At 35.0% G+C, this 26,570-nt stretch carries 21 protein-coding genes and 1 other RNA gene; 16 read left to right on the top strand and 6 right to left on the bottom strand.

Translation table 11 applies throughout. The features are described 5' to 3' along the window. Positions 1 to 307 precede the first annotated feature (307 nt). Complete coding sequence (locus HEQ36_RS18580) at positions 308 to 793, top strand: DUF2863 family protein (RefSeq protein ID WP_168635437.1); 486 nt, start codon at positions 308 to 310, stop codon at positions 791 to 793. A gap of 24 nt (positions 794 to 817) precedes the next feature. Here HEQ36_RS18580 and HEQ36_RS18575 read toward each other — a convergent pair whose 3' ends face one another. The 3 genes from HEQ36_RS18575 to HEQ36_RS18565 form a co-directional block, all read right to left on the bottom strand. Beyond that, the gene (locus HEQ36_RS18575; protein WP_039202938.1) at positions 818 to 1,099 is read right to left on the bottom strand and encodes a TMEM165/GDT1 family protein; all 282 of its coding nucleotides are present in this window, start codon (positions 1,097 to 1,099) and stop codon (positions 818 to 820) included. A gap of 29 nt (positions 1,100 to 1,128) precedes the next feature. After that, positions 1,129 to 1,506, bottom strand: a complete 378-nt coding sequence (locus tag HEQ36_RS18570) for a TMEM165/GDT1 family protein (RefSeq protein ID WP_053539873.1) — start codon at positions 1,504 to 1,506, stop codon at positions 1,129 to 1,131. A gap of 80 nt (positions 1,507 to 1,586) precedes the next feature. Next, positions 1,587 to 1,766, bottom strand: a complete 180-nt coding sequence (locus HEQ36_RS18565) for a hypothetical protein (protein WP_205748426.1) — start codon at positions 1,764 to 1,766, stop codon at positions 1,587 to 1,589. Between the two features lie 104 nt (positions 1,767 to 1,870). Between HEQ36_RS18565 and HEQ36_RS18560 the strand changes: the two genes are divergently transcribed. Both HEQ36_RS18560 and HEQ36_RS18555 read left to right on the top strand, forming a co-directional pair. After that, a complete protein-coding gene (locus HEQ36_RS18560; protein ID WP_168635436.1) occupies positions 1,871 to 3,013 on the top strand; it encodes an AAA family ATPase in 1,143 nt (380 codons plus the stop codon). Then, positions 3,010 to 3,741 carry a hypothetical protein gene (locus HEQ36_RS18555; protein WP_168635435.1) on the top strand — a complete coding sequence of 244 codons (732 nt, stop codon included), beginning with the start codon at positions 3,010 to 3,012 and terminating at the stop codon, positions 3,739 to 3,741. Before HEQ36_RS18560 ends, HEQ36_RS18555 begins: the two co-directional genes overlap by 4 nt. A gap of 89 nt (positions 3,742 to 3,830) precedes the next feature. Here HEQ36_RS18555 and HEQ36_RS18550 read toward each other — a convergent pair whose 3' ends face one another. Beyond that, a complete protein-coding gene (locus HEQ36_RS18550) occupies positions 3,831 to 4,181 on the bottom strand; it encodes a YkgJ family cysteine cluster protein (protein WP_053539875.1) in 351 nt (116 codons plus the stop codon). Positions 4,182 to 4,459: 278 nt separating this feature from the next. On the opposite strand from HEQ36_RS18550, the gene HEQ36_RS18545 reads away from it, so the two are divergent. Then, positions 4,460 to 4,579: a photosystem II reaction center protein Ycf12 gene (locus HEQ36_RS18545; protein WP_071992760.1), complete on the top strand. Its 120-nt coding sequence runs from the start codon at positions 4,460 to 4,462 to the stop codon at positions 4,577 to 4,579. Between the two features lie 90 nt (positions 4,580 to 4,669). Here HEQ36_RS18545 and recJ read toward each other — a convergent pair whose 3' ends face one another. After that, positions 4,670 to 6,715, bottom strand: a complete 2,046-nt coding sequence (gene recJ, locus HEQ36_RS18540) for a single-stranded-DNA-specific exonuclease RecJ (protein WP_168635434.1) — start codon at positions 6,713 to 6,715, stop codon at positions 4,670 to 4,672. 351 nt (positions 6,716 to 7,066) lie between these two features. Between recJ and HEQ36_RS18535 the strand changes: the two genes are divergently transcribed. The 3 genes from HEQ36_RS18535 (at position 7,067) to HEQ36_RS18525 (ending at position 12,105) form a co-directional block, all read left to right on the top strand. Next, positions 7,067 to 7,954: a hypothetical protein gene (locus tag HEQ36_RS18535; protein ID WP_168635433.1), complete on the top strand. Its 888-nt coding sequence runs from the start codon at positions 7,067 to 7,069 to the stop codon at positions 7,952 to 7,954. Positions 7,955 to 8,290: 336 nt separating this feature from the next. Then, on the top strand, positions 8,291 to 11,065 hold the full coding sequence (locus tag HEQ36_RS18530) for an N-6 DNA methylase (protein ID WP_168635432.1): 2,775 nt from the start codon (positions 8,291 to 8,293) through the stop codon (positions 11,063 to 11,065). Then, complete coding sequence (locus tag HEQ36_RS18525; RefSeq protein WP_168635431.1) at positions 11,062 to 12,105, top strand: ComEC/Rec2 family competence protein; 1,044 nt, start codon at positions 11,062 to 11,064, stop codon at positions 12,103 to 12,105. Before HEQ36_RS18530 ends, HEQ36_RS18525 begins: the two co-directional genes overlap by 4 nt. Positions 12,106 to 12,129: 24 nt before the next feature. Here HEQ36_RS18525 and HEQ36_RS18520 read toward each other — a convergent pair whose 3' ends face one another. Beyond that, positions 12,130 to 17,838 (bottom strand): alpha-2-macroglobulin, encoded by a 5,709-nt coding sequence (locus HEQ36_RS18520; protein WP_290708249.1) that lies wholly within the window; start codon positions 17,836 to 17,838, stop codon positions 12,130 to 12,132. A gap of 136 nt (positions 17,839 to 17,974) precedes the next feature. On the opposite strand from HEQ36_RS18520, the gene pbpC reads away from it, so the two are divergent. The 9 genes from pbpC (at position 17,975) to rnc (ending at position 26,285) form a co-directional block, all read left to right on the top strand. Next, positions 17,975 to 20,329: a penicillin-binding protein 1C gene (gene pbpC / locus HEQ36_RS18515; protein WP_168635430.1), complete on the top strand. Its 2,355-nt coding sequence runs from the start codon at positions 17,975 to 17,977 to the stop codon at positions 20,327 to 20,329. A 114-nt stretch (positions 20,330 to 20,443) separates the two neighbouring features. Continuing rightward, the gene (locus tag HEQ36_RS18510) at positions 20,444 to 20,590 is read left to right on the top strand and encodes a hypothetical protein (protein WP_015083478.1); all 147 of its coding nucleotides are present in this window, start codon (positions 20,444 to 20,446) and stop codon (positions 20,588 to 20,590) included. A 283-nt stretch (positions 20,591 to 20,873) separates the two neighbouring features. Continuing rightward, positions 20,874 to 21,050, top strand: a complete 177-nt coding sequence (locus tag HEQ36_RS18505; protein WP_081424258.1) for a GxxExxY protein — start codon at positions 20,874 to 20,876, stop codon at positions 21,048 to 21,050. Positions 21,051 to 21,200: 150 nt separating this feature from the next. Then, complete coding sequence (locus tag HEQ36_RS18500) at positions 21,201 to 21,428, top strand: GxxExxY protein (RefSeq protein ID WP_233455404.1); 228 nt, start codon at positions 21,201 to 21,203, stop codon at positions 21,426 to 21,428. Positions 21,429 to 21,800: 372 nt separating this feature from the next. Beyond that, complete coding sequence (locus HEQ36_RS18495) at positions 21,801 to 22,505, top strand: hypothetical protein (RefSeq protein ID WP_053539880.1); 705 nt, start codon at positions 21,801 to 21,803, stop codon at positions 22,503 to 22,505. Positions 22,506 to 22,556: 51 nt separating this feature from the next. Next, positions 22,557 to 22,921, top strand: an RNA gene (rnpB, locus tag HEQ36_RS18490) — RNase P RNA component class A. Positions 22,922 to 23,077: 156 nt separating this feature from the next. Further along, positions 23,078 to 24,421 carry an AAA family ATPase gene (locus HEQ36_RS18485; RefSeq protein ID WP_053541318.1) on the top strand — a complete coding sequence of 448 codons (1,344 nt, stop codon included), beginning with the start codon at positions 23,078 to 23,080 and terminating at the stop codon, positions 24,419 to 24,421. Continuing rightward, complete coding sequence (locus HEQ36_RS18480; RefSeq protein ID WP_053539881.1) at positions 24,421 to 25,374, top strand: DUF4435 domain-containing protein; 954 nt, start codon at positions 24,421 to 24,423, stop codon at positions 25,372 to 25,374. Before HEQ36_RS18485 ends, HEQ36_RS18480 begins: the two co-directional genes overlap by 1 nt. Positions 25,375 to 25,562: 188 nt before the next feature. Then, positions 25,563 to 26,285, top strand: coding sequence for a ribonuclease III (gene rnc, locus HEQ36_RS18475; protein ID WP_053539882.1), 723 nt, complete (start codon positions 25,563 to 25,565; stop codon positions 26,283 to 26,285). Positions 26,286 to 26,570 lie beyond the last annotated feature (285 nt).

Here is a 26,570-nt window from a genome sequence, read left to right as displayed (position 1 = left end):
CTTGGCGGTGGTGATATCATAATGATTAAAGAATTTTTATGATTATAGCAGATACAGGATTTTGGTTAGCATTAGCAAATCTTAAATACTAAAACAGTCAATCTATTGAATTGGATTTTCTGGACGCAAAGATATTAAGTTTTGCAGATTTTTGAATTATTTGTTAATCAAACTTCAAATTTGTTTACAAAATCGTCTGAAACCGCTTTAATAACGCTATTTTTTGGTTTGTAACAGTTAATTGATATTTGTTGTCAAAATCATTGTTTTAGTTAGACTCTAAGAATACAACAAAGCAATTATTTTTATGAACGCCATTTCTAACCCCAATTTGAAAAAGTCAACTTGGCAAACAGCCATTCTCTTAACTCTGGGCTTTTGGCTGAGTGCTAGTCTGGTGTTAGATTGGGTAATTATGCCTAGTCTTGCTGTTGCTGGGATGATGAATGAGGCAAATTTTTCTACAGTCGGTTATGTGGTTTTTGGGAATTTTAATCGCTTAGAATTATTGTCTGCTGCTGTGGTTTTAACTGCTGTGTTAGCTATTAGCAAAACTCAATCTGATTGGCGTTTGGGTATCATTGCTTTATCTGGACTTCTGTTAATAATCGTATTTCTAGATACTTATTTCCTAACTCCCCAAATGTGCGCTCTGGGGGCTAATTTTAGCTTACTCCCTCGTGATTCAATGCCACCAACAATGAATTTATTGCACGGCGGTTATTTTCTGTTGGAAGTTTTGAAGGTGGTTGGAGGAGGTGTGCTTTTAAATTGGTGTTGGCGGGAAGCTTAAAATCAGAGTTTTTTACTTTTTGAATTATTCCTCGTCACTGTTAGGTAATAATAGACGGATGGCGAGGATGGCAAAACCGACGGCTGCGATCGCTTTTAAAATGCGTGTAGGTAAAAATTGGGACACTGCACCACCAGCCAATGCGCCCAGGAGACTTGTTAATACTAAAGCGCCCGCTGTACCAAAAAATATAGCTTTTCGAGATTGTCCCTGTCCAGAAAGTGCGATCGCTGCTAACTGACTTTTATCACCCAATTCTGATAAAAACACTGTTACAAAGCTTAGTCCTAAAAGATGCCAGTTCATAATTCCCTAATTCACAATATTTATAAGTATTAACCCTGAATCACATCCCACACCAGCATCAGGGAAATTAACAGCAACATCACCCCGGCTGATTTCTCGACGGTTTTCGGGCTGAGTTTTGTAGATATCCAACTACCTAATAATACTCCCAGTAAGCTAGTAGTAATTAATGCTACTGCTGAACCCAAGAAAACTACCCAAGGGGCATGAGATTCTGCACTCATTAATAAGGTGGAAAGTTGGGTTTTATCACCAATTTCTGCGAGAAAAATTGTAATGAAGGTCGTCCCAAAGACCATAAATACAGATTCTTTAGGTTGGGGATGATCCTTAACTATAGTCTGATGTAACTGGCTTTCAGTTTCCGATAATTGGGAAATGCTGACAGGTGGAGTATCAAGTTTCACAGGCGCTAATATTGTCTCTAGGTTGTTTTCATATTCTTTTCATTTTCTCATATTGTTGTCATAAATTGCAACTGGATTTCTCAAAAACCGACAGCTTGATCAAAACGGATTTGTTCTAAACTGCGATCGCTCTGCTTATACTCGTCAAGAGGCAATATCAAGCAAATAGCAGTATTTATTTTTTGCATAAAGACTATTGATGAGAATACGCGCTTAATTAATGATATTAAAAAGTCATCTAAAACAAAATCTCTGATCATAATTTTGAGTGCTAAAATACCAGATATAAAGCGAATTGAAGATATTCATCTCAGAAGTTCTTTTAGATTCTCTATATAATTGCTTGTTAAAAAAAGTAAGAAATATGAAAATACAGAGTTTTAAATTTAGTAACAATAAAGAAAATTGGCACATTGAGGAAGTTAAATTTGAGGATCTAAATTTACTTGTCGGTGGTTCTGGAGTTGGAAAGACAAGAATTTTAAAGGCACTTGAATTGATTTGTGATGTTGCAATAGGCAGGAATCGTAATTTAGATGATTTAGAATGGAGTATCAATTTCTCTCATTTAGTGCAAAATTATAGGTGGGAGTTAAAAAGTTCCTCAACCAAAAAAGAAGAAATATCTCTAAATGTAAATGAGTCAAAACAGACTGAAATTGTTTATGAAAAATTAGTTCGATATGATGATGATTCTGAACTGGAGATACTTTTCCGCAATGATTCAGATTCAAAATTTAATAATGAAAAATTGCCTAAATTGAAAAGAACTGAAAGTGCAATTACTCTTCTTTCAGAAGAAGATTTGATTATTCCAGTTCGTAAGGCATTTGAGAGATTAATATTTAACTTTGAAACTCGTCAACAATCGATGATTGGACTTGGTTTTGATCCTTCTGAAATACCAGTTAATATTGAAGATGATGAAGTTCAGAATTCTAAAGAATTTTTTGCTAATTTTCCGCCAGTCTTAAAGGCTTTTTATTTACAGAAAGTTTTTACAGATGTTTTCAATGAAATTAAAGAACGTTACATTGATGTTTTTCCAGAAGTAAAAGATGTGAGAGTTAGTAGTAAGAGAGATTCAGATGGTGATTTTATGCTATTCTTTGAAATTCAAGAAAATGGTTTAGAAGACTGGATTCCTCAACAGCGAATTTCATCCGGTATGTTTCGTACTTTAATTTTTTTGGTTGAAGTAACTGCTGCTCCTGAAGAATCCGTGATTTTAATTGATGAATTTGAGAACAGTTTAGGAATTAACTGTATGGCTGAACTAACAGATTTTATCCTTGATAAATCTCCAGATGTACAGTTTATACTTACTAGCCATCATCCATATATTATCAATAATATTCCTTGGAAAACTTGGCAAATAGTTAGTAAATCTGGAAATAAAGTCAAAGTTAGAAAAGCTTCTGATATTCCAGCACTTGATACAGCTTCTAGCTTAGATAAGTTTACTCAATTAATTAATTTACTTGACTGGGAGGAATTTTCCGAGTGAATCTTTTATTTTTAGTAGAGGGTGGAGAGACTGAGCCAAGGGTATATAGGGCATGGTTAAAACATTTATTTCCCAGTTTGACTTTTGTGCTTACTCCTGAAGAGATGACAATCAATACTTGTCGAATTATTGCAGGTCATGGCTATCCAAAAATGGTTAGTAAACCTACGAAAGAGCCAGGAGTTTCTTCACTGGAAGCTTGTCTAATTGATATAGAAAAATTCGGCAATGTCAACCATTTTTTTATATGTATTGACTCTGAAGAACATTCTTATACTGCTCGTTTTCATGAACTTAAATCTAAACTTGATGAACTCAAATCTGGCTACAATATAGATAGTTCAAAAACAGAGATTCACATAATAATTCAGCATTGCTGTTTTGAAACCTGGCCATTAGGTAATGCAGAAATTCCTAACGAATATCCTTTACTTAGAAGTTCCACAATTCTATCAGATTTTCAAGCATATTATGATGTTTTAGTCAATGATCCTGAAGAAATGTCCTGCTGTCCACCTGGACGTACTTTTAGCACAAAAGCCCGATTTCATAAACACTATCTACAAGAATATCTCGGACAGTTTGGTTTGTTTTATAGCAAGAAAAATCCAAAAGTTGTAGCAGATAAAAAGTATCTGGATGCGTTAAAAAAGCGATGTGAATCAATGAATCATTTATCTAGCTTGAAATTATTGTTAGATATATGGGATAGCATAGAAACTTTGTAAGCAGTAGCACAATTTAGGTACATATATTTGAATCTCCCATTGATTACTGCGCTCAAAAACACAATGAGAGAATACCTGTATGAATTAAATCAAAAACCGACGGCTTGATCAAAACGGATTTGTTCTAAACTGCGATCGCCATAAACCCCCTCAATTTGCTGACGACAGCAATCAATGGCAAAATCGTTCACATCTTCCGGTTCAATTCCATACATCTCTTCAAATGTCTCTGCTACCACCCGACAAAACCGGGGACGGGTGGAGTAGATTTTACATTCCCGCGCACCATGATCATAATTTACGCACCATCCCCCTTCGCCGACCATACTGAGATAAAGTTCTAAATCCGGTGGTGAAAGATACTCTTCTAAATCTGGACGATCTGCTGGTGTTAAGTTACAGCAAGCGCCACACTGAGATATACATTGCCAAGTAGCCATATTTTTAACCTTTTAATCTTCCTGTTATACCCCTGTATAGGGTGATTAGGATATCAATCATGAAACTCTGACAACAAAAGGATTTTACTCCTGACTGCTGACAAAGGGCGCAGACCCTGCGCCCCCACCTCCTGCTATATTCTACTTTTTTATGACTTTTTCTATAATTTTGTGAACTAAATTAAATTTTCGATCCCCTAAACAGATATGATAAGTTGCGGGTTTTACGATTGAATTATTAAATCTTTTTAAACCATTAAAATCATTGGGAGGAAAAAATGGAGATTTTAGCTAACATCAATTGGGAAGTTGTCTTGCAGTTAACTTGCGTGGGACTAATCGTGGTTTCCGGTCCTATAGTAATCTTCCTTCTAGCATTTCGCAACGGCAACCTGTAAATTGGGTCATGGGTAATGGTTTGTATTGTCACCAATTACCCATTTAGGATCATCGGGGTTTAAATCCCCGCTTAAAAAAGTTTTAAATCTTTAATTCTGCACAGAAGTTGATAAAGCCTGAATTGCAGTTTGAATAATTCCTTCATAGATGGGTTGGGACAAATCTATCTGTTCTGCATTGTCGCGGTTGAAACCTAACAGACCAAATTTATCTTCTGGTTGCATAACTAAAACTTTACCTTCAGAATTCTTAACTCTTAATTCCCTACTCACACCATTTTCATAGATTCCACAGGTATATTGACGCTGTTTATATTCAAAACTACCCCGTGATTGATTTGATGAATTAGTGAAAAGTTCAAGAACGTGATTTGGGAGTTTTGCACCGATTAACTCCATTTCAATGGTAGTTTTACCATTAAAGTTATTTTCTCGGAGTTTGTAAGCAATATCCAATCTTGATGGTAAGGGAAAATAGTCACCCCAACGCCATGCTATGCCTTTAATTTCTTGACGCTGATTGTCTATAGTTTGGGATACAGTTAATTTAATGTGACCTTTACCAACTATTTTCTGTTCAATTATTTGAACATTAGGAGTCCAAAAAATTGGATCTGAGTTATCAATACCGCAAGGATGAAGAATATTTAACTGTTGGAAAAGATCCTGATTAATTTCGTAAATATTAACTTGAGTATCTATTTTCAAAAGCGGTTTCAGATGTTGAGGTTCTAAACACTGATTTGCAAATGCAGATAACCGCAATCTAAATTCTGGTAAATTTTCCGTTGGTAAAGAAAATCCTCCCGCAGCTTTGTGTCCTCCAAATTTACCTAATAAATCTCGACAAGTATCTAAAGCTGCAAATACATGAAATTCAGGAATTCCCCGCGCTGAACCCCGAATTATGCTGTCATTTTCGTAAGTTCCAATAAAGACGGGAACACCATAACGTTCTAGTAAGCGGGAAGCAACAATTCCAATGACACCATGATGCCAATTATCTTTAATAACAACTAATACCCGATCTTTTTGTAAAGAGTTTACATATAAATCTTCAACAATAGAAATGGCTTCTTTTTCAATTTCTTCGCACATTTGTTGGCGTTGAGTATTAGTTTGTTCACACTGGATAGCTTTGGCTAGTGCAATACTAAAATCATCGGTTGTGAGTAAATCAATCACAATTTGGGGATCACCAATTCTGCCGATAGCATTAATTCTTGGTCCCAATCTAAAACCAATATCTTCAGGTTTTAAAGATTTAGAAGTTTGGTTTTTTTCTCCTTCAGTGGCTTGAACTCCAGCAATTTGAATTAATGCTTGTATTCCTGGTAATGTAGATTTTGGTAAGATATTTAAACCTCTTTTTACCCAGCGACGATTCACACCCGTTAAAGGGGCTAAATCGGCAATAGTTCCTAATGTAAATAGGGCTAAAAGTGGCTGTACTAAACCTTTGAGTTCTCCTAATTGTTGGGCTAAACAAACGGCTAAAATATAAGCCACACCCACACCAGCTACACCTCGATAGGGAGAAGATTCAGCGATTAGTTTCGGGTTCAGAATTGCATTGGCTGGAGGTAATATTTGGGGAATATCATGATGATCTGTGATAATAACTTTTAACCCTAATTCTCTAGCTTTAGTAATTGGTTCAACGGCAGAAATTCCGTTATCTACAGTGAGAATTAGTTGGACACCTTCATCATGAAATTCTTGAACAATGCGGTTATTAATGCCATAACCATCGTGCATTCGACTGGGGATAGCATAATCAACATCAGCACCTAAAGCGCGTAAACTGCGGAGTAGTAAGGCAGTGCTAGTCATACCATCTGCATCATAGTCGCCACAGATAGCTATTTTATCTTGATTGGTTATGGCTATTTCCAATAATTCCACACTAGCAGCCAAATCAGGAAATTCTTCCAAAGGAGAAGGTAAATTCAGAGATTCAGGATCTAAAAATATTTTGGCATCTTCTGGTGTTTCCATGCCCCGATTAATTAACAATTGGCTAATAATGGGGGAAATATTCATTAAATTTGCTAATGTTAAACTGGCTTCGGGATTTGTTGCTGCAATTTGCCAACGTTGATTGGGTAAGCGTCTAATTGATTGGTGATTGTTCATTGCCAATTTCCGTCTTTTTCATTGATCATGGTGCGTTATATCGTCGCTAACACAACCTAAGTATCTTTTTTAAAATCAAATATTATTCCTATATAGAACTCATATTTGATTCTTGAAAAAAATTAGGTATTGTAGGGTGCGTCAGACTGCATAAATTCTATCAATAAACAGATTTGTAATATCTGACGCACCCTACGTATCTTTTCATAAATCAAATATTAGTCCTATATCTATAATAAATACATAATTCAGTATTTTTAATGATTTATTAACAATTCTTACTACAAAACCGATAGTATCTTCATGTAGAATCTGTTTTGATACAAAACCCCAAGTACCAGGTGATTAATCATGAGAAATTGGCAGCACAAATTATTTGTAGGCTTACTTTGTTGTGCCTTTTTAGTTTTCGGGTGGCAAAATAGAGTATTCGCAGCAGGAATTACTAACAACAATACTCCAATCCTCAAAGCAGAATTAGCCCAATTAGAAGTAACCCAAAATGTCTATGACTATCTATTGCAATATCAACCAGAAACTTATAATGTTCTCACCAAAACATTAGCAGATAGTATTGAAGATGCCAAAAAACCATTAGCAGATGAAGTAGTTAATAATCTTTGGGCTTTATCTCCAAATAATCCCCAAGTAAAATCGAGATCAAATAATGGCAAAGTAGAATATTTGATGTCAACTTGGAAATACACAAGTAACCCAAATACAGATTGGCCAATAGGTGCAAAGAAATTACTACCTTATCAAACTTGGTTTACCGCAGTACCACAAGTAAAAGAATTTTGTCAAAAATATCAAGCCATTGATAGCACTATTCCTGATAATGTTGAACTTTCTTTGCGATTACAGCAGTATTTGGGATTAATTTTAAATAAATATTCCACCAAAACCCATTTTGTAGAAATGTGGGTAAAAGCCGAAGATTTAACTAGACCATGTATTGATGGAGAAATTAACGATTCTAGTTGTGATCTTTTACCTTTACCTGTTCCTGATAGTAGTCCTGTTGTTAAGGCAATATACACCAATTCCTACACCAATGCCAAAAAAGAATATTATCCTTGGTCTGGTTTAGGTTATACTTATGACTGGGGAAATCCTCTAAAACCGCATCAAGGACCAAGTGAGTTTATTATTAACCCCACTCCAGAAAAACCTGTAGAAGTGGAAGTTGTTTCGGTGACACCGACGCAAGAATATTGCCGGAATCAGATTGTACAATAAGGCTTGTGTTCAATAGGTAAAGAAACGAGAATAAAATCTAATAAAATAGCTAGACTGAAGGGATAGTCAAAATATAGGAAAATTTTGGCTAATCCCTTATTTTTTTTATGACTTCTTTCATTATTTATACTACTAATCTTGATCACTACAACTATCATCTTTAATACTGAATAGCTTAGACTGATAACTTCCCTCTCCTGAAAACGCTACATGAACACAAAAGGTATCGCTTTTTTTGAGCAATTCCACTATAGTAGTGAAAGGTTGTTTTCCTTTGCAAAGAAAGTAGCAACATAACAACCAGATAATTCTTTACTTAATCAACATAACTTTGAAATGGCTGTACGGGGACTGGATAATGTAATTGAAATCGCTCATCGGGTGTGGGGCATAGAACCACACCGTCATGTGCGTATCCCGTCACCGAACAGCAATGAGCAACCCATACCTGTAGATGCGCTATGGACAGATTATGGTCTTCGTCCAAATTCTAATAACTTGTCCTTCATGGTTCAATCTGTTCATAAATCAGAAATAAACGCATGGAAACAGAAATTACGTTATTGGCCTATTCGCGCAGGGTTGTTAGTCTCAGATGAAATTTATATACTTCAATATTACACTCCATCGGGCAAGTTAGAAGAACGGATTATAGATGACCGTAACTCTCTATATTTAGAACTAACTAGACCAGATAGCCACTTATTCAAACCCAAAGCACTGGCAGAATTTCGTACTGGTCAGCTAACATTAGCAGATATTGAAGAATCTGTTTCAGAACGTAGTTTTTCTTTTCTCGTGCGACAAAGAGCCGAATTAGATCAAGCATTTCAAACAGCAATTCAAGAGGTGCTTACAGAAATTGGTATTCCTAAAAGGAGAAATTCAAAAAGTAAAATATCTTCTCGTAACGAAATAGCAGGTCATGGAATTCGTGTAGCGATCGCATTTTTAGCAGCAAGGATTTTAGAAGACAAAGGCTTTTTTGGGACTGACTCACGGATTCCTACCGATGATCCTCGTCTTTTACTTAATCTTACAGTACCTCATGCTAATGGTTTTTTTAAGAAAGCACTTGAAGAGTCAATACCTTATCTTAGCGACAGAATATTACAGCATTTAGCAGCTAACTTAGGTAGTCGAGTTAGTTTTGCACTGGTAGATCATCGAGATGTGGGATTGCTGTATGAAAGAGCTATCAAGGAATTACCTAGCTATATTCAGGGTGACAAATGGACTGATTTACAGCGACACTATACTCCAATTGCGATCGCTGAAAAAATGCTGGAATTATTACCTTTAGAAAGGTTACGTCCAGAAGAACGAATAATTTTTGATCCGGCTGCTGGTTCAGGTAGTTTGCTATTAGCTGCTACATCACGTCTAGCAGGAATGTCTGATATTCCTGAAAATTTAGAAGAACGAAAATCTTATCTTGCGAATCATGTAGTCGGTAATGATTTAGATCCATACGCACATTTAGTAACACAACTGCGATATACCCTAGCAAAAGAGTCATTAGGTCAAGATATTCCATTTCCTTTTCCTGAGCATTTTAGTCATGAAAATTATAATGACTTAAACAAAGAAAATATGGGTATTAAGCCACGTGTAATTGTTGCTAATCCTCCTTTTAAAGAAGATGGTAATACTCAACGAGCAGCAAGATTTATAGAAAAAGCATTAAGCTGGTTAGAAAAAGGTTCTCAATTTGCTTTTATTTTACCTCAATCTTTTTTGACAAATACAACTCATGGTATACCTGATGTAAGAAAATTATTAGCTGAAAATCAAATTTTTGAAGTTTGGAAATTTCCAGAAGGTTCTGTAGGTATTAATGCTAAACAGGCTGTTTGTGTTATTTTGGGAAGTGTAGGAAACTATCAAAACAAATCATATACTAGCGCACGATCTATACTTTCTCATGCAAAGATTACTCTTACTAATGTGCGTGAAAATGGTTTTTTAGGAACTACATGGATTTCACAATTAAAGTCCCATTCTGAAAATTGGGAATCAGTAACAGCACCCCCCATATATATTAACGTTCCTACAATACCTTTAGGAAACCTTTTCTTTGTTTTCAATGGAGTAACTCCTCGTAAAGAATATAAACCAGTTAGCAAATGTCCACCAGGAAATATATGTAAGCTGAACTGGCGTATGAAATGGCGGGATACAGATAGACTTTGGGCAAATCCAGAAAAAGTTAGTGAAGAGGAACGCTGGATTAGGTATGGTGATGAATTTCTTCATAGAGCGGTCTCTGATAATTCCCATTTATTTGATTTACCAAAAATTCTTGTGGGTCGTAAAGTTAATAGTGGTTCTGTAATGCCTCTAGCAGCACAAATAGATACCATAGGTTTATGTCCAGATAATGACATTTATTGCGTTCTACCTGCCGAAGAAGCCAAAAAGTATAATAAAGGTTATGAAAACTCTCCTGCAATGCCAGACGGATGGCAAAAATTAGATTATGAATCTAAAAGATTATGGTTACTTGGTATTCTGTCCTCAAAATTAGGAAACATATTATCTCGAATTGGGCGTGGTTCTTATGAACTTAAACTTAATGCACTTTGTCAATTACCACTGCCTTTAAAAATTGATTTGCGAATAGTTAAAATTACCAGTCAAATTATTGAACGAGATCAACAACTTCTGGAAATTCCTGAACCTGACAAATTACGCATAAAGTTAAATGAAATTGTAAAAGAATCCTACGGAAATCCTGACTGGATAGAAATTCAACCAACTGGAGAACCGCCAGAATTAAAGCTATGGAAATCAGAAATAACAAAATCTACATTAACTGTGATTGGTCAAGTTTTAGAAATTTCTCACGATAATACACAAATTCTTCTTTATTTAAGCGGTTTGTTAGATGATAACGAAGAAGCATGGCTTCCTATCCTCCCAGAAATGCCTGGTTGGGCGCTTGATGGTACAGTTTTTGAAGCTGAACTCAGTGAAGATGTAGAGACATTTGAACAACTTTCACAACATCCTTGGGCAATCAGACGTTTTCGCCATACGCCTTATCCATACCTAACTAATGAGGAATTAACACAAAAGCTAAGGATAGACAGTATGGAGGAGCGTTTATGACTTGTGAAATTTCATTTTTACCTGTAGGTAATGCAGATTGTATTATTATATGTGATAACAGTGATTCAGCAGTTGTTGTTGATATCGGTAAACCACGTTTGTTACAGAAATGGCTCCAAGATAAAAACAAAAAAAATATTAAGCGAATTTATATTACTCATGCACATGATGATCATCTGCCACCACTAGTGAAGCTTGTAGAGTTTCTTGATATTTGGTTAAAACAGGGAGAAGTAGAAACATTTTGTCTTCCTCACTCTTTTTATAAAATCTCATTTGAGAAGTTAATAGCTTATAGAGGAACAAGCCCTAAATATGACAGACTAGAATTGGCTTTAAATCGTCTTGATGATTGGGATAGACTGGGACGTATTCGCTTTATTCCAGCTTCACGTGATTCAAACTCATATACACAGGGAAATTTAGAAATTCACGTTTTACATCCAAGACAATTATTTATTGAAAAGCATTTAGCAAAATCTCACACCAAACTTAACGAAATTTCTCTTATCCTGCGGGTCATTTATGGTGATTTTGCTACGCTATTACTTGCCGATATTGAAAATGTAGGATTGAAAGAATGTGTAGATATTTGTAAACCAGATGAACTTGCAGCTAACGTTGTTAAAATTCCTCATCATGGAGCATATCCAAAGAATGGGGATGATTTGAAGCAATTATTGGAAACTATTAATGCAGAAATAGCTGTTTTATCAGTGGGTAGCACCAATATATTTGGTCATGTTGTCCCAGAATTATTTAACTTATTGATAAACCTACAAAATGATAATTCTAAACAGTTGAAACAATTTGTTTGTACAGAAGTTACTCGAACCTGTGTTCACTCAGCAAGCGATATTTCAAAGATGAGTAAATCAGGTTTAGCAAAACAACAATTATGTGCAGGAGAAATTACCATTCTTGCAGAAACTTCTGGAAAATGGCAATTAAAAACGGAGACAGACCATGAAAATGTAATTTCTACATTAAAATACCCAGCGTGTAAAGGTCTTATTGATGTTGCTACATTATCTAAATAGTTATAAGAATTTTGAATAAAATTCTCACTTCCTTTCCTCCAATACCAAAGTAGAATCTGCACTGCGTCCAAACTCTTCTGGTGCATATTGAAGATGTACTTCCGCACCTGGCCAAATGAATGTTCCTGGGGTAACGGAACGAACTAAATAATGTAAACTGTAAACTCCTGGTTCTAGATGATCTGCATAGGAAATAATCCGATCTTTATAGATTGTTTTATATCCTAATTGCCAATTATCGGCTTTTGCTTGTAATGCTGGTGTCGCTGTTTGAAAACTACCATCTACAGCTTCAAATCCTGCGGGTAATGGGTCTTTTATGACTACATGATCTACAGGATGATCTGTAATTACTTCTAAACCAATATCAAATACTTGTCCAGGTTGTAAGGTTAATGGTTTATCAAAAGCATACATTCCGGTTTTTTGAATAGTTTTCTCTTCATTAACTTTACTAATTTCTCGCGTTACTCGTAAACCGTTAAATCTCCCTGGTTGATTTCCTTGTAAACGATATTTGTAAGCGACTAAATAATGCAATTTACCTCTTCCAGATTTTTGTAACCATAAATCACGTTTACCTTGAGGTAATTGATTCATAGGAATATTCATTTGTAAGCTAGGATTTTGATAGCCATTAAAACTGGTTTCTCCTAATTTCTGATTTGCTAATTTTACCGTAGTTATAAAATTAGGTGGTGTGGGTTGGAGTTGGCTATATGCAACTAAAGCTGTGAGGGCTTGGGCGTTATTATAACTAGATTCCCATGTCCCTTCTCTGCGTAAATTTAGCAGACTTTGCAGTAATTTATCAATAATTTCTGGGTTGGTTTTTTGGTCAATAAATAACCGTAAAGCTTGGGCTTGGGTGACAGTGTTTGAACTCATCCAACTCCAAGTTTTGGGTAAATTCACAACTGCGGTACGTCCAGTTTCATAGATATTCTTTTGGAACTCCAACCGCATGATTTGGGCTTGATTTTGCCATTCAGGAAATTGATATAGATATCTGGCTAATTTGATTTGAGTAACTAGATCAAAATTATCACGTTGTTGATAAATATCTGACAAGAAACTATTGCGTTTATCTCCTAATTGTGCTAAGGCAATTAAGGAATTTAGTTGTAATTGAGATTTACAAAGTTTCTGTTTACAAAAGTCGTATTGTCCAGGATTTGCGAGAACTTTTTGCAGATAAGTTTTCAGATTAGAGATGATTTTACTATCCACTAAATTAGGAAAGTTTTGATTAGCTATAACTAAAGATTCTCCAGCATAAGCAGAAACCAGAGGATCGGATTTTTCTTGTCCTGGAAATGCTGCAAAACCACCATCTGCTATTTGCAATTTTTGTAATTGTGCAATTACTAATTTTGCTTGTTGTTGAGGATTAAATTCGGCAAAGGTTTGATTATATTTTTGGGTGAGAGTTTGCAGATTTGCAGCAATTAATAATTGACTTGCGGCTGGTTCTGCAAATGGTAAATCATTATTTTCTAAAACTTGTTTTGCAGGGGCTTTAATTGCTGGAATTAAGGTACTGGCTAATTGAATATCTAAACCTCCGGCTTCACGAAAGGTATTTTTAGCAATATTCAAGGGAATTTTTACCTGTCTTTCACTTACACCAGTTTCCACAACTTGTTCGGTAATTTCTAAAGGTTTAATTTCCAAGGGGACAGTAAAACCATCAGCAATATTATTTAATTGAGTGGTAAATGTGACTTTACCTTCGCCCAAATTACCCGCTACCATTGGGAAACGATAAGCTTGGGTTGCTGATTCGGCTTTTGGTTGTAATGAGGTGGTTTTGGGGTTATTTTCGGCGAAGTTAAGAGAACCGCTAAGTTCACCGTTAATAGTCAGATTTCCAGTGTTTGTGGTGGTGTTGGTGACGGATAAACCTGCCAAAATGCGATCGCCACTCCGGGCAAATTGTGGCAAAATAGCATTAGTTATTAATGGTTTTGTGGTGATAAATGTTGCGTCACCATTCCCAAATCGCAAATTTCCATCTGTAGCCACAACCATTATCCGCCAAGTTGTTAAATTATCCGGTAATTTAAAGGTAATTTTTGCTTTACCATTTTCATCACTAATCACCGAACCATTGTAATAAGCTAAGGCTTGAAAATCTTCACGAATACGCGTATTTGCTAAACCATTGGAGAAACCTCCACCATAACCCCAACCTTTGGGTAAACCTGTAGGTAATGGTGCTAATTTAACATCACGACGATTATCACTAAATCGGGTAGAAATTGGTTGTTCTGCATAAACAGTATCTACCAAATTTGGCGGACGATAACCAGTTAATTGTAATACCGCTTCATTCACCACCATGACAGTAAATTGTCCTTTGGTAGCGTTTCCTTGATGATCTTTTAATTCCAGTTCTACATTTGCTTCTTTTCCAGGTTCTAAAGATTTTTCAACTGGGTTAACTTGTACCTTTAAATATTTATCTGCTAGGTTAACTTTAAAAGCTGCAAAACCAATTTTGGCTAAATTTTCTAAACTTCCCGGTTCTACTTGATTAAGTGGTTTACCTTGTCTGACTAATACCGCTTCTACTGCTGCATTAGGTAACATTTCTGGCGTAATTGTAAACTGAATTTGGGGCGCACCTCCTTTAATTTTAACTACTTGTTGATAGAGAGGTTTATCTTTAATCACCGCAAAATATAATTCTCCTTCTGGGTAGGGAGATTGAATTAAAGCTGTAGCTATGTCTCCAGGTTTAAACTCTTTTTTATTTAATTTAACCTCCAATTTATCTTTTTCTTCTCCACCCCAAAATACTTGATTTTCTCCTGTCACCCAAATTTGTAAATCTGTGGCTGTAAGTTCATCTCTACTATTACTGAAATTAGCGCGAATCCGATATGAACCTGATACAGTAGGTTTTAAATTGACTGTTTGGGGAGTATTCCCAGATGTAATATCTGTTTTCCCAACTGTCTGATATTCAACTTGATTTTGTGGAGTTTTGCTACCTTCAACAATTTTGGTGACGCTGCTATATTTCATCTGTTGTAATTCCAGATGTACCCGTTGATTTTCTAAAGCTTTTCCAGTTGCGTCAGTGACAATGAATTCTATAGGAAAATCTTTGCCAGCGTCAGCGACAAAATTCGTTTTTAAACCAATTATTCGGTTACTGGGTAAAGCGGTAAAACTTTGGGAATTAGCAACCGATAAATTAGAAATATCACTAATTTGCACATCTACCCGATAAGTCATGGGGTATGGTAAATCTTTAGCTACAGTTACAGTTTGACTACTTTTCCCATTCGTATCTAATTTAGTGCTAGTTTGCAAGACATCATTAGGAACATTTGGACTTTCTTCTGGCCAAAACCATTGTCTGCCAAAACTAAATTCTTCCCAACCTTTAGGGATAAAATTAGTCTGTTTACGAGTGACAAAATATTTAGCTTCTCCCCCTTCAACTGGTGAACCAAATAAATAATTACTTCCTACCTGCACATCAATTTTGTCATCAATTACTGCAAATTCTTGATTGAGTTTTAAATCAACTTTAAAATTTGGGGGTTTAAATTCTGCTACTCGAAACTCTCCCGAAATTTCTTGTCCCTTGTTACCTTTAGCTTTAATAGTATAAAAGCCTAAAGGCTGATTTTGAGGAATTGGTAACTCTAAAGAAAATGTACTAAATTGGTTAGTTGTTTTTGTTCCTAAATCTGTATTTTGTCCATTAGGACTAACTAAAGTTAATTGATAGATTGAATTTTCATCTTCTTGAATTTTACCTTTTTCTAAATAATTTGCAAAAGCAGTAAAAGCAGCTTTTTCTCCGGGTTGATATAATTGTCTATCAGAAAAGATAATTCCTCGTGATTCTGGTTTATCAGCTTCCCAACCAGCATCAATTCCATAACCATAAGCACCACTATATTCTTCCGTTCTCGCAAATGCCCAATCTTGATTTTCACTGGCGATTACTAATAATTGTAGTCCGCTAGATTTTAACTTGGGATAACATTGTATTAATTGATTATTCTCAATGATCAAAATTCCCTTTTCATCAGTTTTTCCAGTTGCACAGGGTACAGGTTGAGGACGAGATTTTTCTGCTAATTTTGATTGATAAATTTCAATATTTACCGCTTTAACTGGTGAACCATCACTAAGATGATGAACCCGAATTAAACCCGATTCTGGAAACCATTGAGAAAAGACACCTAAATTAGTTAATTGTACCATGCCATAAGTTGTCGGTTCTTTCCACAATTGCTTACCGTCTTCTTGATATTTATGAGTTCGTGCTTGCACTCCATAAGCTAACATTCCCTGACGATTACCTAATTTTTCTTTCAGAGGAACATTGATAGTTAATGACTGATTTTGTTTACCCCTAATTTTGAAATCTTGCCATTTAGAAGGTTCGGGTAATAAATCATTAGCAGTATTTGTATAAACCAAATCTGTAGGCTTAACAATGCGATAAGCAGCTTGATATTTTGACTCTGGTAAATTAATGGTATCAATATTAATTTGCAAATCTTTATCTGTGGGGAAAATATTTAAATCTGATGGTACAGAAATATTTCCAGCCACATCACCAGTATCATATTTAATTGTTACTGGTTTACCTAAAGTTTGCCCAAATTTATCTTTAAGATTTTTCTCAATATTAATTGTATAAGTAGTAGATGGTTCTAAAGAATAGGGATTAATGCTGACAATTCTATCTTCTTCAGAAACTTGCAATACAGTATCAATATTTTTAGGTACGGGCTTAATTTTAATATTGTCCTTAACGGAATCTGCCAATAAAATGTTATTAAATTCTAACTGAGGACTACCTTTAGTAAATCTCCCATAAGTTCCCCCAGAATCTGGTTCTCCATAGGGTTTAATTCCCACAAATCCTAAAGGTGAATAAGTTGCTAACTTACTAACAAATTCTTTTTGACTGGGTAAATTACCATTAGCAGGAAGAATACCAAGAGAAAAAGTCAACCGATAAGAAGTAGCTTTCTCTAAATTTTGCCCAGGAATAAGATTATAAACCCAATTTCTGACTGAAGGGTCAAATTTTTCAAAAGGATCTAAACTTTCTGGTGTTTCTTCCTTCGCTAATTCCACCTTAAAACCCACACCTTGCGTTTTACCTTCAGGAATTAACTGTAAATGCTTTTGGACAGAATCTAAATCTAATTCTAAATTAGAGGTAAATTGCAACTTTGGTTGTAAACCCATTGGTTCAACTACGGCTTTTTCAATCGGGTTAACTCCTGGTAAATTAGTAATTTGAATAGATTCAGTATTAAAAGTCCAAGCCAAATCTTGACTTAACCGATGATTTTTCAAATCTGCTAAACCCGCTTTAAGAGTAACCTTAACTCGCGTTGCTTTCGGTATAGCTTTATCAGCTTGAAAACCCACCATACGCGGAGTTAAAAAGCGAAATTGTCCCGGTAAAGGAGGCCAAATCGCAAATTTAGTTAATAAACTTTGCTGTTGGGGACTATCAAGACTTTCAACAGGAATTAAAGCTTCCTGAAAGCGAATCCGAATTTGATTGGTAGGTTTTGCATCTCCTAAAGGACTAATTTGTTCTATCCAATCTGGTAACTTTGGCGTAATTAATGACTCAACAGGTGGTAACTTTTCCTTACCTGGTTGAATAGTCATAAAATTACAACCAGTCATTCCAAATACGAGAGTGACAATAAACAGGAACTTAAAGATTTTTCTAATCATCATATTAAATAAAATGTAAACAACTCTCTTCCTCTGTGTTCTCTGTGCCTCCGTGGTTCGATTAAAAAACAGGAATGATATATAGATAACTAATGTAACGTAACTATTTCCCAAAAAGCATACAATTCTTAACATTATTATGAATTTACTAACTCATTTCCTCAAAACTCTTACTCTCTGCGTCTTAGCGTCTCTGCGTGAGATAAAATCATATAAATTGCAGATAAAGCGAAACTACAAACTGAATAAAATTATTGTCCCTTGCATTGTAATCTGTTTATTAATCCGATTATGTCCTTATTTTGCCCCTATTCGTAGTCTAGATATTGCCCAGCATCAATTAGCAATAGAGTTTACAGATCGTAACAATTTACCATTAGGAACTATATTAACCAGTGATCAAGAAAATACCTCAGTTGTCAAATTAAATCAAGTTTCACCACAATTCATCAAAGCAATATTAGCCGCCGAAGATGCTCATTTTTATCAACATGGGGCATTAGATTTAAAAGCAATTTTTCGAGCGATAAAAATAGCAATTGAGAATAAAAAAATTGTTTCCGGTGCTTCCACAATTACCATGCAATTAGCGAGAATGTTGGATAATTCACCTCGAACATTTACCGCCAAATTAAAAGAGGTTTGGTTATCTTGGCGATTAGCTGCGGGAATGACAAAAGATGAAATTCTTGCTGCTTATATTAATCGTTTACCTATGGGGGGAAATATTTATGGTGTAGAAGCTGCGGCGCAAATTTACTTTTCTATTCCTGCGAGTGATTTAAACTTAGCCCAAGCTTCTATTTTAGCAGCAATTCCTAATAATCCCACTTATTTTAATCCTTATCAACATCGAGAAAGATTACAGCAAAGACAGAAATATGTTTTAAATAGAATGGTACAGGAAAAATATATTTCTGATGCAGACGCGCAACTTATATATAAAGAAAAAATAATATTTCAACCTCGTCAACAGGGAATTATTGCTGCACCACATTTTCTATTTTGGTTAGCCAAACAAAACAATACACCTAATCAGGAATCATCACCTATTCGCACGACAATAAATCGCCCTTTACAGCAATTTGTGGAAGCACAAGTACAACAAGTAATTTCCTCTTTAAAGGCTAATAATGTCCATGATGCAGCAGTAGTGATAATTGACAACTCCTCTGGAGAGGTTTTAAGTTATGTTGGTTCGCCTGATTATTTTAATGATGTGAAATTAGGACGAAATGATGGAGTACAAGCTTTACGACAACCTGGTTCTACATTAAAGCCATTTGTGTATGAATTAGCTTTAGAAAAAGGAGTAATTAATCCTCATACGATTTTGCCAGATGTACCTGCCCATTATGCAATTCCGGGAGCGAAATTATATAGTCCCACAGACTATACTAACAGCTTTCTCGGTCCGGTGAGAGTGAGAGTTGCTTTAGCAAATTCTTTAAATGTACCTGCGGTAAAGGTATTAGAAAGAGTGGGTGTAGAAACTTTTTTAAATCGCTTACATGAGTTGGGTTTTGCACATTTAAATCAAGATGCTGAATATTACGGTTTGGGTTTAACTTTGGGTAGTGGTGAGGTGAACTTGTGGGAACTAGCTAGGGCTTATTTAACTATGGCTAACATGGGGAAAATAACACCATTAGTAACTACATTAAACAGTTCCCCAAATTCAAATTCTCAATCTTTAGTTTCCAATTATTGGCAATTAATTATTGATATGTTAAGCGATCGCTATGCCCGATCCACAGCTTTTGGTGTAGACTCAGTGTTAAATTTGCCCTTTCCCGTCGCTGTCAAAACTGGTACATCTTCAAATTATCGTGATACCTGGACAGTTGGCTTTAGTAGTGATTATACTGTGGCTACCTGGGTGGGTAATTTCAACGGTGAACCCATGCGTCAGGTTTCCGGTGTCACAGGGGCTGCACCTTTGTGGAACAGAATCATGTTACATCTGCATGAACGTCAAACACCCGCTAATTTTCCATCTCCAGAGGGCATGGTAAAATTACCAATTTGTGCCATCACAGGGCTAAAACCTACACCTAGCTGTACTTCCGTAGTTCAAGAATATTTCTCTGTGAAAGATAAAATTGCATATCAAAAATCTACGGATTTTCATTTATCACCTGTGTATGATCAATGGTTAGCAAAACAGCCACAATTGCATTTTAATCCTGATAATTTCCGCATTATCTCTCCTCGTAATGGGGATTTATTTCTGCTGTATCCATCTGGAGAGGGACAGCAAAAACTAGAATTTAAAGCTAGTGGAACATTAAATCAGTCTATAGACTGGTGGCTAAATGATCAACATTTATCTACACAATCAACCAATGCGATATTTTGGCATTTACGCCCCGGTAATTGGAAGCTAGAAGCCAGAACTGGTAAGATGCGTGACCAAATAAACTTTCAAGTAAAGTTAGGAAATATCCAACCGAGAAAACAAGGTTTTTCTGTAGCAGATCCTACTAAATTATAGGATGTTATGGATTGATGAATTTTACATAATCACCTCAATCTTTTATCCGGGATTTGATCAATTAAAGTTGATTATGTAAATGTGGTTAAAAGTTTTCAGAAAGTGAAAATAGTCATGAAAAATACACAAGAACGCAAGTCTACTAAAAAGAAACAGTCTTTTTCTCCTGTTGATATTGGGACTCCTAAAGTACCAGTCCGCAAAACTAAAGCGAAAAATCAACAGTCTGAATCACTCAGCGACTGGGAACACGCAAGTTAATTTATGAACTGCTTTTCTTTCCCTGCATCTGTCTAAACTATGATTTGTAGTGATGTTGGTGATAATGATGATTGGCGTTGCTGATTAAGGGTATGAATTTTAGTCTCACGCAAAGGCGCAAAGACGCAAAGGTAAGATTTTTAAAGGTTCAATTTGGAAATTTCATACCTCGATTCAGCAACGCCTGATGATTTAATATGGTGATCATTGAATCAAAGTAATCAAAATAATTATAGTTTAGACAATAATCAAGTAAGGTAGGGTAAGTTAGGGTCAAGAAAAGATGATCAATGAAAAGCATAGATACTCAGAACTGACATCCAAAATCATTGGATGTTCTATGACTGTGCATAAAACATTGGGTAATGGTTTTCAAGAAGTAATTTATCAAAGAGCATTGTTCAGAGGGAACAGGGAACGGGCAACAGGGAACAGGAAAAACTCATGTTTAAAAACATGAGATTGAAATAATGACACTGTTTTTTTCGTGCTACGCATCTTTTAAAAATATCCTTTTTTTGACTGAGCTTTAAACTTGTGCAAATGAGTGTTTCTTATTTGCTCCCTGTTCCCAGTTAAGAGTTCCCTGTTCCCTTCTTTTGTAATTGAAATGCAATTGGCGGGTATTTCTTTTGCAAGAGAATTTGAAATGCCAATTTTTTACAAAAAAGAACAAATAGGAACACGACGAGTAGATTTTTTGGTCGAAGGTGTTATTTCAGTTGAAATAAAAGCAGTAACTAAATTAGAAGACGTTCATTTTGCACAAGCAATTAACTACTTAGAAGCATATAATCTTGAGATTGGGTTACTAATCAATTTTGGTGAAACTAAGTAGGTTGGCGTTGAAAATTGTCGTTATGGCAAGGCAAAAGGCAAGAGGCAAGAGGCAAGAGTGAAGAGGGTTTGGGCGATTTTACGTTTCTTTACACAGTTTGGTTTTATTGTGTTCACCTACTTAGTTTGAACTTTAAAAGACTTACTAATAAGAAATATAAAATGTCTGAACTATGATTCCTATGATTTGGATGATTCTTGTGATTTTTATGATTCTTGTGATTTTTATGATTTTTATGATTTGGATGATTTAGAGTCACACCTGTAAAAATCACATTCAATTGCATCATACAACTTCATCACATAAATCACATAAATCATAGTTTAGACTATGTTACAATTTTGAAAATGGTAGAAAATCAGGGTTATAAAAATGCAAAGTGGCGATCAAAATCTGATTATTTTGATGATTTACATACTGACTGTCTATTGGACATTTAATCGCATGATTGAATCTATAGACAATATAGTAAAAGTTGATTTCCAAAACGGTGCTGTTGATGATCAATTAAAAGAACAAAATCTCCAAGACACCGTGGGTATTTCCTTCAAAACAGGTAATTATGGTTTAGATAAAGTAGAAACTGATCTCAAAGAGTTATCAATGAGTATTGAAAATAAATCAGATAGCATTGCCGTATATGTTGATTGGGATAATAGTTCTTTCGTGGTTGAACATACCAAACAGTCCCGGCGAGTGATTCGCAAATCTCCTGACTTAACCCGCGATTTAGCTATACCCCAAGTCCCGACAATCATTGCTCCTAAAAAGACAATTTCTGAAAATGTCACCGCAGAAGATGTATTTCAAAGAGATAAAGAATCAGGAATATATCAACCAGCTTCTCCCTTAATTAATATTGCTGCCATCAAGAAGAATGATAAGAAGTTATACAAAGACTTTATAGATGGCAAAAAAAATTTGGAATTTTCATTACAACTTGTGCTGCGGATTTCCGAAATGAGAGTCGGTATTGCGCCAGGAATAAATGTTCCTCCAGTGTCAATTATTAATTGTCCTTTTACTATTAAAAAACTCCCTTGGACTTACGCGCTACCCTGGAATAAGAAAAAGTGATTTTCAGGTAGTAGTACAGAGTATGCAATCAAATGTAAAATAGAGAAAGAAGAGAGTAGGCGTAGGCAGTTGCAGATTAGTCATTAAGACTGGTTTGAGGAAAGTCCGGGCTTCCGAAAGACCAGACTTGCTGGATAACGTCCAGTGCGAGCGATCGTGAGGATAGTGCCACAGAAAGATACCGCCAGTCAATTTATTGGTTGGTAAGGGTGCAAAGGTGCGGTAAGAGCGCACCAGCAGCGTCGAGAGGCGTTGGCTCGGTAAACCCCAGTTGGAAGCAAGGCCGGAGGAACTACGGTTGGTCTTTTACCAGTTCCGCTTGAAAAGAGCCGCTAGAGGTGTTTGGTAACAAACATCCCAGATAGATAACTGCCCTCGCAAGAGAACAGAACCCGGCTTACTACCGACTCTCTTTGAAAACGGACTTTGGATTTTATTTTCCATAGTTCGTTTTTTCAATTACTACAGAAAATGAGAGAGACTGAAACATTTTAGCTAATGAAATTTTGAATAGAGCTATTTGACAACTTATGACATAATATATAGCTATAGTTATTAATATGGACAATAAAATGAACACAAGTAATATAAAATCTTTTTCAGTGTATGGTCTTTTTGGAACAGATGATATACACATTCCTTTTGATGAAAATATAAAGATACTAGTTGGTGAAAATGGAATTGGTAAGACTCAAGTTTTAAATCTTTTTTATTATACTTTGACAAGAAATTTTTTTAGACTTGATGAATTCAGTTTTGATGAATTGATTTTAGAATTTAATGACAGAAATCCTATTAAAATAGATAAAGCTAGTGTAAATGAATTGACTAAAGGAATTTATGATAATCCAATAGTTAAGGAATTTATTAATGAGGTTGGTTATTCTCAATTTGAGATGTTAAGAACTAGATTTATACAAGTCAAAGGTAATAGAAGAAAATTAGAAATGGAATTTGAATATAATCCCAAGTTCAGAAAATATCCTATAACTCATCTATTTCGAGTTTTTGAGCAAGCCGAAATGAATAAGGAAAATTTATCAAACCAATTTTTTAGAACCTGTAAAGAGGAAATTGAATCCGGTATTAAAGGTAGTGAGATTATGTATTTTCCAACATACAGACGGGTTGAAGAAGATTTATATAATTTAGGTTACAATGATGAGATTTTGAAGCAAGAAAATACACTTATCCAGTTTGGAATGGATGATGTTAAAAAACGTTTTACTCAAATTGAAAGTAAAATTGATAAACTCTTAAAAGAAGGATTTTCTAAAATCACTTCGGAAATTCTCAGTCAGTTAGTAAAAGGATTTGCTCACACAGACAATAATTTTTTAAATAGAATTAATGAAAATGATATTGAAATTATTTTAGCAAGAGTTGGTAAAGAATTATCTGAAACTGATAAAAATGAAATTAGAAATAGTGTTAAAAATCAATCATTTGGAAATCCATCACTAACTTATATTTTAAAAAAATTAGTAGAAATATATGATAAACAAAAAGAATTAGATGATTTGGTGAAGAAATTTAAAGACATTTGTAATAAATATTTAATCAATAAAAGAGTATTTTATGATGAAAGTGCCATCAAAATATTTATCAAATCAGAAAAAACTGATTCTGAAATTGACTTGAGTAAACTTTCTTCTGGAGAAAAGCAAATTATTTCTACATTTTCCAAAATATACCTTTCTGAAAGTGACAAAAGATTTATTATACTTTTTGATGAACCAGAATTATCATTATCAATGATATGGCAAAAACAATTACTTCCAGATATTATCAATTCAGGAAAATGTGAATTACTTTTAGCAGTAACCCATTCTCCATTTATTTTTGATAATGAACTGGATAAATATGCTATTGGATTAGATCAATATATTCAACCTTCAGAAACGATTATAGCCTAATGTTATACACAGAAATACTCAGACTGAGTCGAGAAAAACCCCAGGTTGCCTATCAAGAATTTATCCTGCATACAACACAAGGTAAAGATGGTTTATTTTGTTTTTTTGAAGGTAAAGATAATGCTTATTATGTGCCAAGAATCAAGCGTTTTATTAAAAATTATCACGCTATCCATTGTGGGGGTAGAGAGAAAGTGTTAGAAGTTTACCGACTTATTACTATTCATAGAGAATATGATAAGTACAAAAAAGCATTTTTCATTGATAGAGATTTTAATGAACCTTTACCACCTCATAACCCACCAATATTTGAAACATCTTGTTATTCAATTGAAAATTTTTATGTTTCAGTAAATGTTTTCAAAGAAATTATCAAAAATGAATGTCATTTATCAGAGGTTAGTGATCCAGATTTTCAAGTTTGTATGACTCTTTTTAAAGATAGACAAGAAGAATTTCATCAAGCTACAATTTTGCTTAATGCTTGGTATGCTTGTTTGGTAGAAATTAGAAATTCTACAGGGAGAGAAATAGGTGTAAATTTATCTGATAATCTTTCTAAAGATTTTGAAAATTTTATTGATTTAACTTTAGAGTCAGTTTCGGCAAATTATGATTTGGAAGAAATCAAACAAAAGTTTCCAAATGCTCCAGAAATTCCAGCAGATATTTTAAATAATAAAATGACTGAATTTACTAATTGTGAACATTATAAGGTTTTCCGAGGAAAATATGAAATATGGTTTGTGTTAGTATTTTTAAGGTTAATTTTAAGAGATTCTTGTAAAAGTAAATTGTTCATTGCAGAAAAATTAAGTTTCACTTTTAATAATGACTATACCAGTCCACATCCTATACTTACCAATGAACAAGCACTTACAGCATTTAATGGCTATGCTGAAACCCCCGAAAGTCTAAATGCTTATCTAATGCAAGTAATAAAACAGGAATAAACGTCAGCTTATCTCTTCTTTTATGTTTTTATTGTATGGTATCATCCGCTAATTCCAGATTCCGCAGCTAGTTGAAGTTATGAAAATGCTGATGTAGTAAGTTTTTGCACAAAAAACAGACTTTTATTTATACCCTATAATTTAATGCTAAGTTAATAGTTATTATCCCTTTTTTCCCAACTTACTCAATGTCCAGCGTTTATCCCCGCCGTCAACGGCAGCTTGAAAGTTTAGTCCAAAAGTTAGGTTTGTCACTAAATGCACCTATTAAATGGGAATTGTTAGATTTAGCACTCACTCATCCCACTGTTTCTGATACTGCCAATTATGAACAGCTAGAATTTGTTGGCGATGCAGTGGTACGCCTAGTGGCTGCCGTAGTATTATGGGAACATTATGCTGATTGTTCAGTCGGTGATTTTGCTGCTATTCGTTCGGTCTTGGTGAGCGATCGCATTCTTTCCCAACTAGCAAGAGAATATGGTTTAGAATTATATTTACTAGTAGCCGGTAGCGCCACCGCTGATCATGTTGGTCAAGAATCACGATTAGCAGACTCCTTTGAAGCCGTTCTAGGGGCGCTGTACCTGAGTACCAACAACCTTAACCTGATTCGTCCTTGGTTAGATTCCCATTTCCAACAACTAACCACAGAAATCCGCCTTGACCCTGCTAGACTCAATTATAAAGCAGCCTTACAAGAATGGACTCAAGCACAATTTAAGGTTCTTCCAGAATATCGAGTTTTAGAAATCAGTCAACCCCACCACAATCATGAACGCTTCTTTGCTGAAGTTTGGCTATATGAAAAAATGCTAGGACAAGGTAAAGGGCGTTCTATTAAAGCCGCTGAACAAGCCGCTGCCAAAGTTGCCTATTTAGCAATTAGCACTCCACCAAAGGATGAGTAATAATATACTTAAGAGGGTAGTAACTTGCGTTTTTACATTCATATAAGTAGGTGAACACAATAAAACCAATCTGTGTAAAGAAAAGTAAAATCGCCCAAACCCTCTTCACTCTTGCCTCTTGCCTTTTGCCTTGCCATAACGACAATTTTCAACGCCAACCTACTTACACAAAATTCTCCAATTTATACCAAATTTTAGGATTACTCTTTTTTGGTGATCATAGTCACTGATGTTTCTTGATTAAAAATTTAAGATTAGGTAGTAAAAATTTATATCTGCCTCATG

The organism is Anabaena sp. 54, from assembly GCF_017355725.1.
GTDB classification, from domain to species: Bacteria; Cyanobacteriota; Cyanobacteriia; order Cyanobacteriales; family Nostocaceae; genus Dolichospermum; species Dolichospermum heterosporum.
The sequence above is the reverse complement of the archived record's forward strand: the minus strand, read 5'-3'. Positions and strand labels throughout refer to the sequence as shown.

Excerpts from the sequence above, each read along its gene's own strand:
- HEQ36_RS18580 (WP_168635437.1), top strand. The coding sequence starts at position 308 with ATGAACGCCATTTCTAACCCCAATTTGAAAAAGTCAACTTGGCAAACA.
- HEQ36_RS18575 (WP_039202938.1), bottom strand. The coding sequence starts at position 1,099 with ATGAACTGGCATCTTTTAGGACTAAGCTTTGTAACAGTGTTTTTATCA.
- HEQ36_RS18565 (WP_205748426.1), bottom strand. The coding sequence starts at position 1,766 with ATGATCAGAGATTTTGTTTTAGATGACTTTTTAATATCATTAATTAAG.
- HEQ36_RS18560 (WP_168635436.1), top strand. The coding sequence starts at position 1,871 with ATGAAAATACAGAGTTTTAAATTTAGTAACAATAAAGAAAATTGGCAC.
- HEQ36_RS18550 (WP_053539875.1), bottom strand. The coding sequence starts at position 4,181 with ATGGCTACTTGGCAATGTATATCTCAGTGTGGCGCTTGCTGTAACTTA.
- HEQ36_RS18545 (WP_071992760.1), top strand. The coding sequence starts at position 4,460 with ATGGAGATTTTAGCTAACATCAATTGGGAAGTTGTCTTGCAGTTAACT.
- recJ (WP_168635434.1), bottom strand. The coding sequence starts at position 6,715 with ATGAACAATCACCAATCAATTAGACGCTTACCCAATCAACGTTGGCAA.
- HEQ36_RS18535 (WP_168635433.1), top strand. The coding sequence starts at position 7,067 with ATGAGAAATTGGCAGCACAAATTATTTGTAGGCTTACTTTGTTGTGCC.
- HEQ36_RS18530 (WP_168635432.1), top strand. The coding sequence starts at position 8,291 with ATGGCTGTACGGGGACTGGATAATGTAATTGAAATCGCTCATCGGGTG.
- HEQ36_RS18525 (WP_168635431.1), top strand. The coding sequence starts at position 11,062 with ATGACTTGTGAAATTTCATTTTTACCTGTAGGTAATGCAGATTGTATT.
- HEQ36_RS18520 (WP_290708249.1), bottom strand. The coding sequence starts at position 17,838 with ATGATGATTAGAAAAATCTTTAAGTTCCTGTTTATTGTCACTCTCGTA.
- pbpC (WP_168635430.1), top strand. The coding sequence starts at position 17,975 with ATGAATTTACTAACTCATTTCCTCAAAACTCTTACTCTCTGCGTCTTA.
- HEQ36_RS18510 (WP_015083478.1), top strand. The coding sequence starts at position 20,444 with ATGAAAAATACACAAGAACGCAAGTCTACTAAAAAGAAACAGTCTTTT.
- HEQ36_RS18505 (WP_081424258.1), top strand. The coding sequence starts at position 20,874 with ATGATCAATGAAAAGCATAGATACTCAGAACTGACATCCAAAATCATT.
- HEQ36_RS18500 (WP_233455404.1), top strand. The coding sequence starts at position 21,201 with ATGCAATTGGCGGGTATTTCTTTTGCAAGAGAATTTGAAATGCCAATT.
- HEQ36_RS18495 (WP_053539880.1), top strand. The coding sequence starts at position 21,801 with ATGCAAAGTGGCGATCAAAATCTGATTATTTTGATGATTTACATACTG.
- HEQ36_RS18485 (WP_053541318.1), top strand. The coding sequence starts at position 23,078 with ATGAACACAAGTAATATAAAATCTTTTTCAGTGTATGGTCTTTTTGGA.
- HEQ36_RS18480 (WP_053539881.1), top strand. The coding sequence starts at position 24,421 with ATGTTATACACAGAAATACTCAGACTGAGTCGAGAAAAACCCCAGGTT.
- rnc (WP_053539882.1), top strand. The coding sequence starts at position 25,563 with ATGTCCAGCGTTTATCCCCGCCGTCAACGGCAGCTTGAAAGTTTAGTC.